Consider the following 17,189-nt stretch of genomic DNA (forward strand, 5'->3'; position numbering starts at 1 on the left):
GCAGTGGCTGGGCGGCACCCGCCGCGCTAGAAAGAGAGCCGACGGCTGGAGGAGCGATGCGCACGATGGACCGGGAGGGTCTCGCCGAGTTCCTCCGCGCACGACGGGAGTCGCTGCAGCCCGAGGACGTGGGGCTGCCGCGGACGGCGCGCCGCCGCACCGCCGGACTCCGCCGCGAGGAGGTCGCCGCGCGCTGCAGCATGTCGGCCGACTACTACGCCCGCATCGAGCGGGGCCGGAGCCCCCAGCCGTCGGAGCAGATGCTCGCCGCGATCGCCCAGGGGCTGCACCTCACGCTCGCCGAGCGCGACCACCTCTTCCACCTCGCCGGTCACCGGCCGCCGGAGCGCGGAGCGGCGGACGGGCACGTCGGTCCGGGACTGCTCCGGATCCTCGACCGTCTGCAGGACACGCCCGCCGAGATCGTGACGGAGCTGGGCGAGACGCTGCGGCAGACTCCGCTGGGCGTCGCGCTCACCGGCGACCTCACCCGCTTCACCGGACCCGACCGCAGCATCGGCTACCGCTGGTTCACCGATCCGTCGACCCGGGCGATCTACGCCGAGGAGGGTCACGAGCACCTGTCGCGCCTCTGGGCGTCGGGACTGCGCGAGGTGCTCAGCCGCCGGGGACCCGGGTCGCGCGCCGCCCGCTACGTCGAGCTGCTCCTCGAGCGCAGCGACGAGTTCCGCCGCGTCTGGGCGCTGCACGAGGTGGGGGTGCGGCCCGGCGAGACCAAGCGGTTCGAGCACCCGGAGCTCGGACGCCTCGATCTCGCCTGCCAGACGCTGATCGACCCGGTCGACTCGCACGCGCTGCTCGTGTACACGGCGGCACCCGGATCGCCGAGCCACGAGAAGCTCGAGCTGCTGCGGGTGATCGGGGCGCAGCTGCCGATCGACGACCGCTCGCCGTGATGTTTCGACCGTGAGAAATCTCGCAGCGATCGACCACCAGGGCTTGCGCTGAGTGCCCCCGGATGGGTGGAGTTACCGGATGACGGATACGACGAGCACGACCGGCGAGAACTCCCCGGGGACCGGCAAGGGATCCGAAGCGGGCAAGGGATCGCTGAAGAAGGTCATCACCGGGCCACTGCTGTTCGCCTTCATCGTCGGCGACACCCTCGGCGCGGGCATCTACACGCTCGTGGGCACCATGGCGCAGGACGTGGGCGGCGTGATCTGGCTGCCGCTGCTGATCGCGTTGGTGATCGCCCTGCTGACCGCGGGCACCTATGCGGAGCTGATCACGAAGTACCCGCATGCCGGCGGCGCCGCCCGCTACGTCGACCGGGCGTTCGGCAAGCCGTACCTCTCGTTCCTGGTCGGCTTCCTGATGATGGCGTCGGGCATCACGACCGCCGCCGCCCTCGCGAACGCCTTCGCGGGCGACTACCTGGGCGCTCTGCTGGACGTGCCTCCCGTGCCCACGGCCCTCGTCTTCATCGCGATCCTCACCCTCGTGAACCTGCGCGGAGTGAAGGAGTCGCTGACCGCGAACCTCGTCGCCTCGGTCATCGAGGTCAGCGGCCTCGTGATCGTGATCGTCTGCGCGGCGATCTTCTTCGGCGCCGGCAACGGCGACTTCTCCCGGGTCCTGGAGTTCAACCCCGAGGTCGCTCCGCTGCAGGGCGCGTTCGCCGCCTCCATCGTCGCCTTCTTCTCCTTCCTCGGATTCGAGGCCGCGGCGAACATGGCGGAGGAGGTGCGGAACCCCTCGAAGGTCTACCCGCGCGCGCTCTTCGCGGCCCTGTTCACGGCCGCCGTCGTCTACCTCCTGATCGCCCTCGGCGCCGTCATCGTGCTCCCGATCGACGAGCTCGCCGAGTCCACCGGACCCCTGCTCGACGTGGTCGCGGCCAGCGGGGTGGGAGTGCCGCCCTGGCTGTTCGGCCTGATCGCGCTCGTCGCGATCGCCAACGGCGCACTGCTCTTCATGGTCATGGCGAGCCGCGTCGGCTTCGGCCTGGCCACGGCGGGGCTCCTGCCGAGCGCCTTCGGACGCGTCCTGCCGAACCGCCGCACCCCGTGGGTGTCGATCCTCGTCGTCGGCGGCGTGACGATGCTGCTGAGCGTCCTCGGCGATGTCGGCACGCTGTCGGAGACGACCGTGCTGCTGCTGCTCCTCGTCTTCATCTCGGCGAACGTCTCGGTGCTCGTGCTGAAGAAGGACCGCGTCGACCACCCGCACTTCTCGGTGCCGCGCGTGGTCCCGATCCTGGCGACGATCGCGAGCATCGTGCTGCTCACCCAGCAGACCGGAGTGGTGTGGCTCGGCACCGCGGGGTACGTCGTGGTCGGATCGCTGCTGTTCCTCGCGACCCGCTTCGGGAAGAAGAAGCACGCCGACCAGGTGTCGGCGCGCGAGGACGCGGACCGGTCGTAGCGGCCGCCATTGGGCGGTTTCTGCTGCTCTGAGGTTCTGAGAGCCGCAGATCGTGTCCAACGGCGAGACTGAGGCGATCCGTCGCGACCGGCGGTGCGTGCTCGCGACGAGCGGCCGTTCGCGACGGATCGGTCGAGGACGGCGTCCGGGAGTGACTCATCGGTCGCGTGAGGTGGCGGTCGGGGCGGACCGGCCGCGCGCAGTGACGGTCGGGTCGGATCGGGCGCGCGCGGTGTCCGGTCCGGGACGGATCGGGCGACGGCGTGCGACCGTGGTGCGGTGACCGTCTCTCTCGCGCCCTTCCCTCCCTCCGATCTCGCCGCCTGGATGACCGCGCAGCGCGCGTCGTACGTCGACGACCGCCTCCGCGCGGGCGACGACGAGGCGGCGGCCGAGCGGAACGCGCAGGCCTCGCACGACCGCCTCTTCCCGGACGGCCGGCTCGCACCCGGTCACGAGGTGCTGCGGATCCTCGACGACGGCGTCCCGGTCGGCGTGATCTGGGTGGGGCCCCACCCGCAGGAGCTCGACGGCGTCGCCTGGATCTGGGACGTCGAGGTGGACGAGCCCTCTCGCGGCCGCGGGTTCGGGCGGGCCGCGATGCTGCTGGCCGAGGAGCACGCGCTCGCCCTCGGCTACCGGGCGCTGGCCCTCAACGTCTTCGGCTTCAACACGACCGCCCGCGGGCTGTACGAGTCGCTCGGCTACGAGACGACGGCGGTGCAGGTGCGGAAGGAACTCCGGGTATCGGAGTAGCAGCCGCCGTGGTGCAGCGGTCGGCGAGTGCGGCGCCCGGGCCGGGCTCGTCGGGCGCAAGGGCCCTTCTCGCTGGTCGCCGCCGATCACCGCCGCACCGAGTGGACGCGATCGGGGGCTCGAGCGGGCCGTCGGAGCCGTTCTGCGTCCACTGGGCGACCGAGACCACGTCGAGTCGACCCGATCCGGGGTCTGCTCGTCCTTCGAGGACCGCTTCGCGACCACCGGGCAGGTGCCGGCTCGCGGGAGCGGGGACGCCGCCTGTCGAATAGGTTGGCAGCCATGCCCGGTGACGATGTCCTCGATGCCCTCCGCTCGTTCGTCCAGGAGCGCGACTGGGCGCAGTTCCACTCCCCCGAGAACCTCGCGAAGAGCATCAGCATCGAGTCGGGCGAGCTGCTCGAGTGCTTCCAGTGGGGCGAGGGCGACCTGCCCTCGGCGGTCGACGAGCTCGCGGACGTGCTGACGTACTGCTTCCTGCTCGCCGACCGGCTCGGAGTCGACGCGGACGACATCGTCCTCGCGAAGCTCCAGAGGACCCGCGAGAAGTACCCCGTCGACAAGGCTCGCGGACGGAGCGCGAAGTATGACCGGCTTTAGCCTCGAGCACCTGCCCTTCGACTCCGATCAGGTCCGTGCGTGGGGAGCCGCCGACCCGCGGCATCGCAACTGGCCCGTCGTGTACGTGCTGGACAGTGCGGCTGAGGTCTACGTCGGCGAGTCCCTCAATGCGGAGGGACGACTCCGCCAGCATCTGGACTCCCCCGAGAAGAGCCGACTCGAGCGCGTGCGGGTCGTGCTGGACGACACCTTCAACAAGTCCGCGTGCCTCGATCTCGAGTCCTTCCTCCTGCGGATGCTCTCCGGCGAGGGCCGGCTGCAGGTGCTGAACCACAACGCGGGTATCACCGACGCCGACTACTTCGACCGCGACTCCTACCGCCGGACGTTCGACGAGGTGTTCGAGGTCCTGCGCACCGAGGAGCACCTCTTCCAGCGGACGCTTCCGGAGATCATCAACAGCGACCTCTTCAAGCTGTCGCCGTTCAAGGCGCTCAACCACGATCAGGCGATCGCCGTCGAGGACATCCTCGAGGGCCTCTTCGCCGACCTCGAGTCGGGCGAGCGGAGCACCGTCGTCGTGCAGGGGATCCCGGAACCGGCAAGACCGTCGTCGCGATCTACCTGATGAAGCTGCTCCAGGACATCCGCCGGCACGATCCGGAGGAGCCGCTGGACAGCGACTCCGTCTTCAGCGACTTCTTCACGCCGGGGCACCGGGAACTGCTGTCGATGCTCCGCATCGGGCTGGTGGTTCCGCAGCAGTCGCTGCGCGGATCGATCGCGCGGGTCTTCACTCTCACGCCAGGGCTGTCGAAGGATCTGGTGCTCACGCCGTTCGAGGTGGGGAAGAGCGCCGAGCCCTTCGACCTCCTCCTCGTCGACGAGGCGCACCGGCTGAGCCAGCGGGCGAACCAGCCCTCCGGCCCCCTGAACAAGACGTTCGCGGACATCAACAGGACTCTGTTCGGTGAGGACGCGCTCGAGTACACGCAGCTCGACTGGATCCGGGCGCAGAGCAGGCACGTGATCCTGATGCTCGACACGGCTCAGACGGTCCGCCCGATGGACCTCCCTGCAGCGGTGACACGGAGTCTTCTCGCAGAAGCCTCCGCGACCAGCCGGATGTACCCGCTCCGCTCGCAGATGCGCATCGCCGCGGACAAGGACTACGTCGGGTACGTGCGTTCGGTGCTGTCCGACAATCCGTTTCCGCAGCGCGAGGACTTCGGCGGATACGACCTGCGCTTCTTCGACGACGTGCACGAGCTGCGCCGGGAGCTGCTGCTCCGCGAGCAGGAGCACGGCCTCGCCCGCCTCGTCGCCGGGTACGCCTGGAAGTGGATCACCAAGAAGCAGAAGGACGCGTTCGACATCGAGATCGACGGTCTGTCGCTGCGGTGGAATCAGACCCAGCGCGACTGGATCAACTCCCCCGGCGCGATCGACGAGGTCGGCTCGATCCACACCGTCCAGGGCTACGACCTCAACTACGCCGGCGTGATCATCGGACGCGACCTACGCTTCGATCCGGTCGCGCAGCGGATCGTCTTCGACCGCTCGAACTACCACGACACGAAGGGTCGCGAGAACAACCCGAAGCTGGGGATCACGTACTCCGACGAGGATCTGCTGGCGTACGTCCGCAACATCTACACGGTGCTGCTGACGCGAGGGATCCGCGGGACGTACGTGTACGTGTGCGACGACGCGCTGAGGGAGCACCTGAGGCGCTACTTCTGAGTCGGGCGCGGTCCGCTCGGGCGGCCGCAGTTCGACGCCCTGCGATACCGCAGGGACTCGGTCCGCTTCGGAGTGACGGCGTGATCCGATCCGTCATGAAGCGCCGGTGCATCCCCACCCTGAGCGGTTGTTCGTGACGAATCGATCGTGACTGAGCGTCAGGACTGACGGATCGATCACGCGTAACAACAGGTCGTGCCGTCAGGGCAGGAGGTCGATCATCCCGGGACGCGCCTTCATCGCGTGGATGACGAGTTCGTTGCCGCTGTCGAAGGTCAGGACGACCGTCTCGAGCAGTCGCCCGCTCGAATCGAACCCTAGCCGCAGCTGGCGCGCCGGCGAGTCGTCGTCGAGTTCCTCGACCCACACCGCCTGACTCGCCGCCAGGATCGCGTCCTGCGGCGCGACTCCGCGCTTGAGGGCGGCGTCGTGGACCTTCACGCCGCAGAAGCGGCGAGCGCCTCGCGGATGACCTCGGAGCGCGACTTGTGCTCCCGGGCGGCGCGCTCGTCGAGTGCGGCGAGCTCCTCGGCGGTGAGGCGCAGGGCGACGACCTGCGACGGCTCGGCGCCGCGGCCGGGACGACCCCGCCCGCGGGAGCGGAGAGCGCCGACGTCGTAGCCCCGCTCGGCCTCCGCCGCCCAGTCCGCGATCTGCTGCTCGGTCACGGGCCGGCCGTCGATCGTCTCTCGGTCGCTCATGCCGAATATCGTATGACGGAAAGCGCCGAAGGAGACAGACCGTCGCAGAACGTGCCCGGTCGGACCCGGAGTCCGCGCGGCAGCCCGACCCGGCACCTCCATCCGGGCACCGGGTCGAACGGCCTGACGGCTGGGCTCAGCTCGTCGAGGGCACCGCGGTCGGGTCCGACTGGCCCGCCCCCTGAGCGGCCGCGCCGACTCCGCGGCCGAATGCCTGGCCCTGGAGGATCGCCCCCAGGTCGACTCCGGTAGCCGACTTGACGCTGTCGAAGGTCGCGGCGAGGCTCGCCGCCTGCTCGCGGGCGATGTGCGTGCCGGCGGTGTCGCCGCCGATCAGCGTGACGGTGCCGACGTTCTGGTAGCCCTTGGCGAACTCGGACATGAGCGAGGGCAGCTGCCCGATGAGCTCGCGTCCCAGGATCGCCTCCTGGTTCTCGCGGAGCGCCTCCGCTTCGGCCGCGATGGCCGCCGCGCTCGCCTCGCCCTTGGCGCGGATCGCCTCCGCCTCGGCGGTCGCGTTCGCGCGCAGGGCCTCGGCCTCGGCGCCGGCCTTGGCCCGCAGGGCGTGCGCCTCGGCCTCGGCGCGAGCACTCACGGCTGCGGCCTCCGCCGCGGCGGACGCCTGGCGGGCCTCCGCCTGGCGCTGAACGGCGTACGCCTCGGCGTCGGACACCTGCTGCGCGACCTGGCGGTCTGTCTCGGCCTTCTTGGCGCGGCCGTAGGCGTCGGCGTCGGCCTCGGTCTGCCGGCGGTACTTCTCGGCGTCCGCGACGCGCTTGACGTCGGCGTCGAGCTCGGCCTGGCGGTTCTCGGCGCGCTGCACGAGGACGGCCTGCTCGCGCTCGGCGCGGGCCAGGTTCTCGGCCTGCTCGGCCTCGGCGTTCGCCCGGCCGACCTCGGACTTCGCCGCGGCGGTGTTCTTGTCGTAGGCGGTCTGCTCGATCAGGTTCGCCTCGTCGGTGGCGAGCTGGCGGGCCTTGACCTCGCGCGCCGCGTTGATCCGGGCGACGTCGGCCTCGCGACGGACGCGCTCGATCTCCTGGGCGCCGAGGGCCTCGATGTAGCCGTTGCGGTCGGTGACCCCCTGGATCGCGAACGAGTCGAGGACGAGGCCCTGCGCGAGCAGGTCGCCCTTGATGCCCTCGGCGATCTCGTCACCGAGCTTCTGCCGGTCCTGCATGACCTCCTCGACGCTCAGCTTCGCGACGACACCGCGGAGGGCGCCCTCCAGCTGCTCGGTCGTGAAGACGTCGATCGACTGGTCCTGCGACGCGAAGCGCTCGGCCGCGGCGCGTACCTGGTCGGCCGTGGAGCCGATCTTCACGAGCGCGACGCCGGCGAGGTGGATCGTCACCCCGTTCTTGGTCTGCGCGACCGGCTCCATCTTGATCTGCCGCGACCGCAGCGAGATGCGGTCCGACCGCTGGGTCAGCTTGTTGACGAACGCGCCGCCGCCGGTGATGACGGTCATGTTGGACGTCAGCCCGTCATCGCCCTTCTGCTTCTTGCCGACGATCACGATCGCCTCGTCGGCCTGGGGCACCTGGTACCAGGCGCGGAAGATGAAGAAGCCGATGAGTGCCAGCAGCAGCAGGGCGCCGGCGACGACCCCCGCGATGACGATCCAGAGCAGGTCGGATTGCATGGACGAGATTCCCCCTTCTCGGGACACGCCGGAGACGTGCCTCTGAGCGATGTACGGGTTCATCGTGTCATGCGTCGGCTCGAGGCGGAGCGGAGGACGGCAGGCCGCGGCGCGGAGCGACCACGACTCGGCGCCGTCACTCGGAGGAGGTGTCGCAGACGCCGGTGCCGTCGGGGCGCTGCACGCAGACGCGGGCGCTCTCGGGAGCGAGGCTCCGGGCCGGAGAGAGCAGTCGCTCGAGGTCGTTGTCGTCCCTCGAGGCCGTCACCGTCACCGAACGATCCGAGCTGGACACCGCGGTGACGCCCGGAGTCGCGAGCAGCGCCGAGGCCCCGGCCACCGCGCCGCCGAAGGAGCGAGGAGCGGCGCTGATCTCGAGAGCCGGGCCCTCGCCGACGGTGATGGTGAGGGTGGTGAAATCGGCGGACCCGGCAGCCGCGGACACCGCCTCCGCGACGGCCGCGGCACGGTCGGGCGAGTCGACGGCCAGTCGGAGGCGGTCGTCGTCCGTCCAGACCGAGCGGACGTCGAGGAGGATCTCAGGGGCGAGAGCGGCGAGCACGGCGCGGGCCGCGACTCCGGTGCCGCCGTCGCCGAGCGCGACCAGCGGACTCGAGAAGGCGACCGCGGGGCCGCCGGTCGACGCGGCCGCCGACTCCGCGTCGGCGAGGTCGGCCTCGTCGGCCAGCGTCACCTCGAGCCGCTCGGGCGCGGCCCGGAATCCTGTCGCGGGCACCGCCGCCGAGACCGCGGACCACGTGCCCTCGGCAGCGTCGATCCACTCGCCCGGGTCGCCGCTGACGAGCGCTGACCGATCGGAGCTCTGCACGCTGACGTGCACGGACGCGGCGTCCGGGAGGAGATCGGGGGCGTCCCGGGCGAACGCGAAGACGTCCTCCGCCGTCGCCGTCCCGGAGAGGAGGAGGCTCATCCCGCTCACGCGATCGTCGCTGTCGTCCGCGGTCAGAGCGACGGACGACACCCGCGCGTCGTCCCGCAGCTCGAGTGCCGCCGCGATCCTCCCGGCGGTGAGATCCGCGTCGCCCGAGACGGGGAGGCTGAGCCCTTCCGCGTCGAGCACGACCCGCACGTCGCCCACCGGGCGCTCGGAGGCGAACGCGCTCAGACGACCGGCCAGCGCCTCCAGGCCGGCGTCGTCGAGGTCCTCGCGCGCCACCACCTCGGCGCTCACTCCGCCGGTGAAGGGCATGTTGTCGACCGTCGAGAGCTCGAGATCGGCGACCGCCTCGTCGCTGCCGAAGGTCCGCGCGAAGTCGGCGCGGAAGGAGTCGCCGGAACAGCCGGCGAGCAGAAGCAGCGCGGCGAGGGCGACGCCCACGGCTCCAAGCCTCCGCGCGACTCCGAGCCTCCGCGCGCGCTCAGCCCTCATGGCGCCAGCGTATTCGCGCTGCGCAGAAGCCGAACGGTCTGGACGGATCGGGTTCCGCGTGCTTGGAGCGGCGCATCCGCCCCGCAGCGAATCGCCCGGGATCGGGGCTCGGACAAACCGTCGAGCCCGTTCCGCGTCCACTGGAGGGGGCCGACCGCGCCGAGTGGGCGCGTGCCGGGGCCTGCTCGCACGGACGAGCCCGCTTCGCGTCGAGCGGACTGCGGGATCGAGCGGCAGCGGCCGCGCGGCGAACGCGGAACAACGGCGTTGACGCGGATCGCACGCCGAGAAAGCCCTTCGACAAGGGCCGGACGGAGACGCTCACGCTGAAGCGGAGCCGGAGAACTGCTGGGGTACCTGGACTCGAACCAAGAACAACTGAACCAGAATCAGCCGTGTTGCCAATTACACCATACCCCAATGGCCATCCACAGGTGAGGGAGGAGGCCAGGCGGCGACCGGAAGAACTTCCGGCGCCGAGGAAGAACACTACCCTACGGGCGCACGCCGCTCAAATCGACGCCGGCCTCGTGGATCGCGTGGGCCTCGGACTCGGGGGCGGCCTCGCCCAGGCGGGCGCGCACGAGGTCGCGGTTGACGGCCGAGGCGACCTGCGCTCCGGAGCCGGCGGCCACGATCAGCTGCTGCGGGCCGGGGGCGGTGACCTCGCCGGCGGCGTAGAGGCCGGGGACCGACGTGCGTCCGCCTGCATCGACGAGGAGGAACCCGTCGCGATCGGTCTCGGGGCCGGCGGCCTCGAGGTACTCGGAGGACGGGGACCCAGATCGGGCGGACGAAGGCGCCGGTGCGCGGGATCACGTCGCCGTCCTCCAGCAGCACGCCGGTCATCTCCGCGCGCTCGCCCGCGAGGTCGGCGACCGGGCGGCGCTCGACGCGGATGCCGATCGAGCCGAGCAGGGACTCGTCGGCGTCGCTGACGACTCCGATGCCGTTGGTGAAGACGACCAGATCCGTGCTCCACTGCGAGAGCAGCATGGCGCGCTCGGCGAGATCGGACGTCTCGCCGATCAGGGCGAGCGGCTCCCCCGCCTTCTCGTAGCCGTCGCACTCCATGCAGCTGTGCACCGCGGTGCCGTAGTAGGCGCGGAGGCTGGGCAGGCGGGGCAGCTTCTCGCTGAGGCCCGCGGCGACGACCACGGCCGTGGCCACGACGGCGCGGTCCGCTGCGCCGCGCACGCCGCGCGCGGAGACGAGGAACTCGCCTCCGGAGCGCTCGACCGAGGTCACCAGGGCGTTGTGCACCTCGGCGGCCTCGTAGCTCTCGACCTCCTCGCGGCCCAGACGACGCAGCTCGAGCGGAGAGACTCCGTCGCGCGTGAGGAAGCCGTGCGAGTGCAGCGTCGCGGCGTTCCGCGGACGGTTGCTGTCGAGCAGCAGCACGCTGCGGCGGGCGCGCGCCAGATTCAGCGCGGCCGACAGACCGGCCGGACCCGCGCCGATCACGACGACGTCGTACTGACCTCCCACCGCCTCGGCCATGCTCAGACCGGTCCGGAGGAGGCGGAGGTGCGGTCGGCGAGGCGCGAGAGGCGCGCGAGCGACTCCGCCCTGCCGAGGATCTCCATCGACTCGAACAGCGGGGGCGAGACGCGGCGACCCGAGATCGCGGTGCGCAGCGGTCCGTAGGCGATGCGGGGCTTGAGCCCGAGGCCCTCGATCAGGGCCGAGGCGAGCGCGGCCTGGATCGAGGCGGTCAGCCACTCCCCCTCCGGCACCGCGGACAGCGCCTCGATCGAGGCGGCGAGCACGTCGCCCGCGTTCGCCGGGAGGCCCTTGAGCGCGTCCTCGTCGTAGGTCAGCGCGTCGGCCGTGGTGAAGAGGAAGCCCAGCATGCCGGGTGCCTCGCCGAGCAGGCCGATGCGCTCCTGGACCAGCGGCGCGGCGGCGTCGAGCACCGCGCGCTGCGCAGGAGTCGGCTCGCCCTCGAGCACGCCCGCGGCGATCAGGTACGGCACGGTGCGCTCGGTGAAGTCGTCGACCGCGAGCAGGCGGATGTGGTCGCCGTTGATCGACTCGGCCTTCTTGAGGTCGAAGCGCGCGGGGTTGGGGTTCACATCGGCGACGTCGAACGCGGCGATCATCTCGTCGATCGAGAAGACGTCGCGGTCGTGGGTCAGCGACCAGCCGAGCAGGGCCAGGTAGTTCACCAGGCCCTCGGGGATGAAGCCGCGGTCGCGGTGGTGGAAGAGATTCGAGGACGGGTCGCGCTTCGAGAGCTTCTTGTTGCCCTCGCCCATCACGTACGGGAGGTGCCCGAAGCGCGGCACGAAGGTGGTCACTCCGATGTCGATCAGCGCGTGGTACAGCGCGATCTGGCGGGCGGTGGAGGGCAGGATGTCCTCGCCGCGGAGCACGTGCGTGATCTGCATGATCGCGTCGTCGACCGGGTTCACCAGCGTGTAGAGCGGCTGGCCGTTGGGGCGCACGACGACGAAGTCGCTGAAGGAGCCGGCCGGGAAGGTGATCTCGCCGCGGACCAGGTCGTCGAAGGAGAGGTCGGCGTCGGGGACCCGCAGACGCAGCGCGGGGCTGCGGCCCTCGGCGCGGAACGCGGCGCGCTGCTCCTCGGTGAGACCGCGGTCGAAGTTGTCGTAGCCGTGCTGCTTGGCGCGGCCCGCGGCCTCGTTGCGGGCGTCGATCTCCTCGGCGGTGGAGTAGCTCTCGTAGAGGTGGCCCGAGGCGAGCAGGCGCTGGATCACGTCGAGGTAGACGTCGGTGCGCTCGGACTGACGGTACGGACTGTGCGGCCCGCCCACTCCGACGCCCTCGTCCCAGTCGAGCTTCAGCCAGCGCAGCGCGTCGACGATCTGCTCGTAGCTCTCCTCGCTGTCGCGGGCCGCGTCGGTGTCCTCGATGCGGAAGACGAACGTGCCCCCCGTGTGACGCGCGTACGCCCAGTTGAACAGGGCGGTGCGGATGAGGCCGACGTGCGGCGTCCCGGTCGGGGACGGGCAGAAGCGGACGCGCACGTCGCTCCCGGTCGCGGTCGTGAACGGGTGCGCCGCTGCGGCGCGATCGGAGGGCGGGGTGAGCTCAGACATACGCCCGCGATTCTAGCCGCGGCGGGCGCCGTGCCGTCGGGCTGGACAAGGGGCGTCCCGGAGGTGCGCACTCCGTCCTGACGCCGGTTCCGAGGCCCGCCGGCCCCGAGCACGGACGGGATGGTCCGCGGATCGGCCGGATGACCGCGCTCCCACGCCCTTTATCGCGAAGCAGTGCTCCGCGTCAACGGACTCGCCTTCTCCGAGGAGCAGTGGTGCTCTGTGCAGAGCGCTTCTCCGGGGCCGCTCGATGAGGAGCGCACCGCATCCGCCATGCCCCGGACCTCGCACCAGCACGCCCGGAAAGGGGATTCGGATGAGCACGACCGATCTCGACGTCGCCACGTCTCGCGCCACCGCGATGGATCCGGCCCGCGAGGAGAAGGACGCTCGCACGCTCTCGCTCTTCCGCGAGGCCGCCGACGCCGACGGTGCTGAAGGGGACCGCATCCGCGAGCGCATCGTGCTGGACCACCTGGGCCTGGCCGAGGCGATGGCCCGGCGCGTCTCCCGAGGCGGCGGCGCCGGCGGCGACTGGGCGGACCTCCGCCAGGTCGCGTACGTCGGGCTCGTCAAGGCCGCCCGCCGCTTCGCTCCGGAGCGCGGCGACAGCTTCGCCGCCTTCGCGGTGCCCACGATCACCGGCGAGCTCAAGCGCCACCTCCGCGACCTCGGCTGGATGGTGCGGCCGCCGCGCAGCGTGCAGGAGCTGCACCGCCGCTCCGGCCTCGTCGCCGACGAGCTGTCCCAGGAGCTCGGGCGCCACCCGTCCGATCACGAGATCGCTCTGCGCCTCGGAGTCGATGCCGCGGAGGTCGCCGACGCCCGCTCGGCGAGCCACCCGCTCTCGCTGGACGAGACCGTCGGCACGGGCGACGGCGGGGTGCGGCTCGGCGAGACCCTCGGCGGCGACGACGAGAACCTCGCGGCCATCGACCGCCGCCACGGCCTCGCGTCCGCCCTCGCGGAGCTCGAGGACGGGCAGCGGGAGCTGCTCCGGATGCGCTTCGTCGAGGAGATGACCCAGCAGCAGATCGCGGACGCGCTCGGGACGACGCAGATGCAGGTCTCGCGCCTGCAGCGGCGGATCCTCGCGCAGCTCGCCGACCGGCTGGGCGCCCCCTCGCGCCAGCATCAGCCGCGCTCGCCCCGCGCCCGGGTCGCCACCGTCACGCCCGTCCGGCAGGCGCCGCGCCTGCGGTCCGCCTGAGGTGGGCCTCGGCACGCGAGGGCAGCGAGGCGAGGGCGTCCAGGACGTCCTCGGTCTGCACGGCCAGCAGCGCCGGGTCAGGCTCGGAGGAGAAGACGTCGCCCTTGCGGAGCGACGCGTCGGTGAGCACGATGTGCGGGCCGCTCACGGGCGGGCCCCAGGCCTCGGGCGGCGCCGGTCCGAAGATCACGACCGACGGGATGCCGTACGCCGACGCCAGGTGCGCGGCTCCGGTGTCGACGGTGACCAGGGTCTCGGCGGCCGCCACCACGGCGGCGAACTCGACCAGGTCGACCTCCCCGGCCAGCACCTCCCCGGTGCCGGCGAGCTCGGCGACGCGGCGGGCGCGATCGGCCTCGTTCGCTCCTCCGGTGTAGACGACGCGGTGCCCCTGGCCGGCGAGCGAGCGGGCGACCGCGGCGAAGCGCTCCTCGGGCCACTCGCGGGAGCCGTAGAAGGCGCCGATGTGCACGACGGCCGCGCCGTCGACGCGGGGCGCGGCGTCCGGGACGGCGATGCCGACGTCCTCGGGGTCGGCGTCGAGGCCGATCGAGTTCACCAGGCGGGCCCAGCGGGCGCGCTCGAGCTCGCCGTCGATCCAGAGCGGGCGCGGGTCGTCGTGGCTCGCGTCGGGATCCAGCGCCGGCACGCGGAACTCGAGCGTCCGCTCCGGCTCGATCTCGGCGAGGCGCAGCCGCGACTCCGGACCGTTGCCGTGCAGGTTGACGCCGAGCTCGACGCGGCCGGCGGCCATCGGCAGTGGATCGTCGAGACCGTGCAGAGTGGGCACCAGGGCGTCCAGCCCGTCGATCAGGTCGACGATCGGCTCGAGCCAGGGCGTGGTGGCGAGGATCAGGCGGTGCTCGGGGAAGCCGCGGCGCAGCGCCTTGAGCGCCGGCACCGCCACGAGGATGTCGCCGAGCTTGAGCGCGCGGAGCGCGAGGACCTCCGGGGTGCCGTCCGGTTCGGTGAGAGCGCGCACGGCGCCTCCTTCCTGTCGGACGTCCCGTACCCCGTCCCCGGACGCTCAGACGCGCGGGCCCCGATCCCGACGCGCCCGAGCGGCACCACTTCTCCTCGGCACCGTTTACGAGGAGGAGAAGCAGGGTACGAGAACGGTGTGACCGACCCGATGCACCCGAACGAGCAGCGCGGCACCGCCGAGCTCGAGCGGACCCCGCGACTGCGCGGGATCCTCTTCGACCGCGACGCCACTCTGGTCGTCGACGTGCCCTACAACGGCGACCCCGCGCGGGTCGAGCCGATGCCCACCGCCCTCGACGCCGTCGAGCGCGCGCGCGAGGCGGGCCTGGCGATCGGAGTGGTCACCAACCAGTCCGGCATCGCCCGCGGCATCATCGACCGCGGCCAGGCCGAGGCCGTCAACCGCCGGGTCGACGAGCTCTTCGGCGGCTTCGACGTCTGGATGCTCTGCCCGCACGGCCCCGAGGACGGCTGCGACTGCCGCAAGCCCGCTCCCGGCATGGTGCTCGGCGCCGCCGAGGCCCTCGGGCTGCCGGCCGACTCCCTCGCCGTCATCGGCGACATCGGCGCCGATGTGGGCGCCGCCGCGAACGCCGGCGCGCGCGGCGTGCTGGTCCCGACCCCGATCACCCGGACCGAGGAGGTGGCGGCCGCGACGCTGCGTGCCGACACACTCCTCGAGGCCGTCGAGCTACTCCTGGCCATGCAGCCCGACGAGGGGGACACGGCATGACCCGCCGCGTCCTCGTCGCCCGCCTGGACAGCGCGGGCGACGTGCTCCTCTGCGGCCCCGCCGTCCGCGCGATCGCCGCCGACGCCGAGGTGCTGCTGCTCGCAGGCCCCCAGGGGGCGCCCGCCGCGGCGCTGCTGCCCGGCCCGACGAGCGTCCGCACCTGGTGGTGCCCGTGGATCGGCGACGCGTCGCGACCGGTCGACGGCGCGCTGGTGGAGGAGCTGAACGCGATCGTCGAGGAGTTCGCCCCCGACGAGGCCGTGATCCTCACCTCCTTCCACCAGTCCCCGCTGCCGCTCGCGCTGCTGCTGCGCCTGGCGGGCGTCGAGCGGATCAGCGGCGCCTCCGTCGACTTCGCCGGCGCCCTGCTCGACGTGCGGCTCGTGCCGGGCGAGACCCTCGAGGAGGACCAGCCCGAGCCGGAGCGCGCGCTCGCCATCGCGGCGGCGGCCGGCTTCGTGCTGCCCGAGGGCGACGACGGACGGCTGCGCGTGCGCCACGAGGGCGTCCTGCCCGCCGCGCTCGAGGGCGTCGGCCCCTACGTCGTCGTGCACCCCGGAGCGGCGGTGCCCGCGCGCGCCTGGCCCGCGGCGAACGCGGCGCGAGCCGTCGAGCTCCTCGCCGACGCGGGCGTCGCCGTCGCGGTCACGGGAGGACCCGGCGAGCGCGCGCTCACGGCCGAAGTGGCCGGCACCCGCGGCATCGATCTGGGCGGCGCGACCGACTTCGCCGGCGCCGCCGAGGTGCTCGCCCGCGCCGAGGTCGTCGTCAGCGGCAACACCGGCCCGGCGCACCTCGCCGCCGCCGTCGGCACTCCGGTCGTCAGCCTCTTCTCGCCCGTCGTCCCCGCGATCCGCTGGGCGCCCTACGGCGTGCCCGTGGAGCTCCTCGGCGATCAGGGCGCCGCATGCGCCGGCTCCCGCGCCCGGGTCTGCCCGGTGCCCGGCCACCCCTGTCTGGCGGGGGTGAGCGCCGAGGAGGCGGTCGCCGCCGTCCTGCGACTCCGCGCCCTCGGGCGCTCCACCACGACCACGACGGAGGCGATGGCATGAGGATCCTCCTCTGGCACGTGCACGGCGGCTGGGCGGACGCGTTCGTCCGCGGCGACCACGAGTACCTGCTCCCCACCACGGACGCCCGCGACGGCTGGGGCCTGGGCACCGGCGGACGCGACTGGCCGAACGCGATCGAGATCGCACCCGAGGACCTGCGCGACGCCGACGTCGACGTCGTCGTGCTGCAGCGTCCCGAGGAGCTCGCCGAGGCCGAGCGGCTGCTCGGCCGGCGCCTCGGCCTCGACGTACCCGCCGTGTACGTCGAGCACAACACCCCGCGCGGGGACGCTCCGACCAGCCGGCACCCGCTCGCCGACCGCGACGACCTCCTCCTGGTGCACGTCACGCACTTCAACGCGCTGATGTGGGACACGGGCTCGACGTCCACCACGGTGATCGAGCACGGGATCCACGACCCGGGGCCCCTCTACACGGGCGAGCTCGCGCACTTCGGCGTCGTGGTCAACGAGCCGGTGCGCCGCAACCGCGTCACCGGCACCGATCTGCTGTCCCGCTTCGCCGAGGTCGCCCCGCTGGACGTTTTCGGGATGAAGACCGAGGGCCTGACCGAGCTGCCCGGTTTCCCGGAGGGCCGGCTCGACGTGCTCGGCGACGTGCGCACGAGCGAGATGCACGCGCAGCTCGCCCGCCGCCGCGTCTACCTGCACCCCTTCCGCTGGACCTCGCTCGGCCTGGCGCTCCTCGAGGCGATGCACCTGGGCATGCCGGTCGTCGCGCTCGAGACGACCGAGGCGGGCCGCGCGGTCCCGGCGGGCGCCGGTGCCGTCTCGAACGACCTCGACGCACTGGCCACCGCCGCCCGCGAGCTGATCGAGGATCCGGGCCGGGCCGCCGCCGCCGGGGCGATCGCCCGCGAGAGCGTCCTCGAGCGCTACGGACTCGCCCGGTTCCACCGGGACTGGGACGAGGTCCTCTCCGATCGTCCGCGCCGCACCGGCCG

General features: G+C 72.3%; 16 protein-coding genes, 1 tRNA gene and 1 pseudogene. 10 read left to right on the plus strand and 8 right to left on the minus strand.

Annotated elements, in window-relative coordinates; translation table 11 throughout:
- Positions 1 to 56 precede the first annotated feature (56 nt).
- The 6 genes from AC0CID_RS06185 (at position 57) to AC0CID_RS06210 (ending at position 5,448) form a co-directional block, all read left to right on the plus strand.
- Positions 57 to 917 (plus strand): helix-turn-helix transcriptional regulator, encoded by an 861-nt coding sequence (locus AC0CID_RS06185; RefSeq protein WP_465226122.1) that lies wholly within the window; start codon positions 57 to 59, stop codon positions 915 to 917.
- Positions 918 to 996: 79 nt separating this feature from the next.
- Positions 997 to 2,388 carry an APC family permease gene (locus tag AC0CID_RS06190; RefSeq protein ID WP_465226123.1) on the plus strand — a complete coding sequence of 464 codons (1,392 nt, stop codon included), beginning with the start codon at positions 997 to 999 and terminating at the stop codon, positions 2,386 to 2,388.
- A 279-nt stretch (positions 2,389 to 2,667) separates the two neighbouring features.
- Positions 2,668 to 3,144 (plus strand): GNAT family N-acetyltransferase, encoded by a 477-nt coding sequence (locus tag AC0CID_RS06195; RefSeq protein WP_465226124.1) that lies wholly within the window; start codon positions 2,668 to 2,670, stop codon positions 3,142 to 3,144.
- A gap of 282 nt (positions 3,145 to 3,426) precedes the next feature.
- Entirely contained in the window at positions 3,427 to 3,744 is a 318-nt protein-coding gene (locus tag AC0CID_RS06200; protein WP_465226125.1) for a nucleotide pyrophosphohydrolase, read from the plus strand.
- A complete protein-coding gene (locus AC0CID_RS06205; RefSeq protein WP_465226126.1) occupies positions 3,731 to 4,333 on the plus strand; it encodes a GIY-YIG nuclease family protein in 603 nt (200 codons plus the stop codon). The genes AC0CID_RS06200 and AC0CID_RS06205 overlap by 14 nt, the downstream gene beginning before the upstream one ends.
- Complete coding sequence (locus AC0CID_RS06210; RefSeq protein ID WP_465226127.1) at positions 4,333 to 5,448, plus strand: DNA/RNA helicase domain-containing protein; 1,116 nt, start codon at positions 4,333 to 4,335, stop codon at positions 5,446 to 5,448. Before AC0CID_RS06205 ends, AC0CID_RS06210 begins: the two co-directional genes overlap by 1 nt.
- 201 nt (positions 5,449 to 5,649) lie before the next feature.
- Here AC0CID_RS06210 and AC0CID_RS06215 read toward each other — a convergent pair whose 3' ends face one another.
- The 7 genes from AC0CID_RS06215 to gltX form a co-directional block, all read right to left on the minus strand.
- Complete coding sequence (locus AC0CID_RS06215; RefSeq protein WP_465226128.1) at positions 5,650 to 5,889, minus strand: toxin; 240 nt, start codon at positions 5,887 to 5,889, stop codon at positions 5,650 to 5,652.
- Positions 5,886 to 6,149 (minus strand): ribbon-helix-helix protein, CopG family, encoded by a 264-nt coding sequence (locus tag AC0CID_RS06220; protein ID WP_465226129.1) that lies wholly within the window; start codon positions 6,147 to 6,149, stop codon positions 5,886 to 5,888. The genes AC0CID_RS06215 and AC0CID_RS06220 overlap by 4 nt, the downstream gene beginning before the upstream one ends.
- A gap of 136 nt (positions 6,150 to 6,285) precedes the next feature.
- The gene (locus AC0CID_RS06225) at positions 6,286 to 7,794 is read right to left on the minus strand and encodes an SPFH domain-containing protein (RefSeq protein WP_465226130.1); all 1,509 of its coding nucleotides are present in this window, start codon (positions 7,792 to 7,794) and stop codon (positions 6,286 to 6,288) included.
- Positions 7,795 to 7,930: 136 nt separating this feature from the next.
- Positions 7,931 to 9,184 (minus strand): hypothetical protein, encoded by a 1,254-nt coding sequence (locus AC0CID_RS06230; protein WP_465226131.1) that lies wholly within the window; start codon positions 9,182 to 9,184, stop codon positions 7,931 to 7,933.
- A gap of 348 nt (positions 9,185 to 9,532) precedes the next feature.
- Positions 9,533 to 9,604 (minus strand) — tRNA-Gln (locus AC0CID_RS06235).
- Positions 9,605 to 9,673: 69 nt separating this feature from the next.
- A complete protein-coding gene (locus AC0CID_RS06240; protein ID WP_465226132.1) occupies positions 9,674 to 10,684 on the minus strand; it encodes an NAD(P)/FAD-dependent oxidoreductase in 1,011 nt (336 codons plus the stop codon).
- A 2-nt stretch (positions 10,685 to 10,686) separates the two neighbouring features.
- Positions 10,687 to 12,246 (minus strand): glutamate--tRNA ligase, encoded by a 1,560-nt coding sequence (gene gltX / locus AC0CID_RS06245; protein ID WP_465226133.1) that lies wholly within the window; start codon positions 12,244 to 12,246, stop codon positions 10,687 to 10,689.
- Positions 12,247 to 12,562: 316 nt separating this feature from the next.
- On the opposite strand from gltX, the gene AC0CID_RS06250 reads away from it, so the two are divergent.
- On the plus strand, positions 12,563 to 13,456 hold the full coding sequence (locus AC0CID_RS06250) for a sigma-70 family RNA polymerase sigma factor (RefSeq protein WP_465226134.1): 894 nt from the start codon (positions 12,563 to 12,565) through the stop codon (positions 13,454 to 13,456).
- Here AC0CID_RS06250 and AC0CID_RS06255 read toward each other — a convergent pair.
- Positions 13,416 to 14,438: a glycosyltransferase family 9 protein gene (locus AC0CID_RS06255; protein WP_465226135.1), complete on the minus strand. Its 1,023-nt coding sequence runs from the start codon at positions 14,436 to 14,438 to the stop codon at positions 13,416 to 13,418. The two genes, AC0CID_RS06250 and AC0CID_RS06255, sit on opposite strands and share 41 nt — an antisense overlap.
- A gap of 138 nt (positions 14,439 to 14,576) precedes the next feature.
- Between AC0CID_RS06255 and AC0CID_RS06260 the strand changes: the two genes are divergently transcribed.
- The 3 genes and pseudogenes from AC0CID_RS06260 to AC0CID_RS06270 all read left to right on the plus strand — a co-directional run.
- Entirely contained in the window at positions 14,577 to 15,173 is a 597-nt protein-coding gene (locus AC0CID_RS06260; RefSeq protein ID WP_465226136.1) for an HAD-IIIA family hydrolase, read from the plus strand.
- Positions 15,170 to 16,225: a glycosyltransferase family 9 protein gene (locus AC0CID_RS06265; protein ID WP_465226137.1), complete on the plus strand. Its 1,056-nt coding sequence runs from the start codon at positions 15,170 to 15,172 to the stop codon at positions 16,223 to 16,225. The genes AC0CID_RS06260 and AC0CID_RS06265 overlap by 4 nt, the downstream gene beginning before the upstream one ends.
- A pseudogene (locus tag AC0CID_RS06270) lies at positions 16,222 to 17,184 on the plus strand (glycosyltransferase); the annotation flags it as partial. The gene AC0CID_RS06265 and the pseudogene AC0CID_RS06270, both read left to right, overlap by 4 nt.
- Positions 17,185 to 17,189: the final 5 nt, after the last annotated feature.

Source organism: Rathayibacter sp. AC451, from assembly GCF_979253095.1.

Coding starts and splice junctions, on each gene's coding strand:
- AC0CID_RS06185 (WP_465226122.1), top strand. CDS start 57: ATGCGCACGATGGACCGGGAGGGTCTCGCCGAGTTCCTCCGCGCACGA.
- AC0CID_RS06190 (WP_465226123.1), top strand. CDS start 997: ATGACGGATACGACGAGCACGACCGGCGAGAACTCCCCGGGGACCGGC.
- AC0CID_RS06200 (WP_465226125.1), top strand. CDS start 3,427: ATGCCCGGTGACGATGTCCTCGATGCCCTCCGCTCGTTCGTCCAGGAG.
- AC0CID_RS06205 (WP_465226126.1), top strand. CDS start 3,731: ATGACCGGCTTTAGCCTCGAGCACCTGCCCTTCGACTCCGATCAGGTC.
- AC0CID_RS06210 (WP_465226127.1), top strand. CDS start 4,333: ATGAAGCTGCTCCAGGACATCCGCCGGCACGATCCGGAGGAGCCGCTG.
- AC0CID_RS06220 (WP_465226129.1), bottom strand. CDS start 6,149: ATGAGCGACCGAGAGACGATCGACGGCCGGCCCGTGACCGAGCAGCAG.
- AC0CID_RS06225 (WP_465226130.1), bottom strand. CDS start 7,794: ATGCAATCCGACCTGCTCTGGATCGTCATCGCGGGGGTCGTCGCCGGC.
- AC0CID_RS06230 (WP_465226131.1), bottom strand. CDS start 9,184: ATGAGGGCTGAGCGCGCGCGGAGGCTCGGAGTCGCGCGGAGGCTTGGA.
- AC0CID_RS06240 (WP_465226132.1), bottom strand. CDS start 10,684: ATGGCCGAGGCGGTGGGAGGTCAGTACGACGTCGTCGTGATCGGCGCG.
- gltX (WP_465226133.1), bottom strand. CDS start 12,246: ATGTCTGAGCTCACCCCGCCCTCCGATCGCGCCGCAGCGGCGCACCCG.
- AC0CID_RS06250 (WP_465226134.1), top strand. CDS start 12,563: ATGAGCACGACCGATCTCGACGTCGCCACGTCTCGCGCCACCGCGATG.
- AC0CID_RS06265 (WP_465226137.1), top strand. CDS start 15,170: ATGACCCGCCGCGTCCTCGTCGCCCGCCTGGACAGCGCGGGCGACGTG.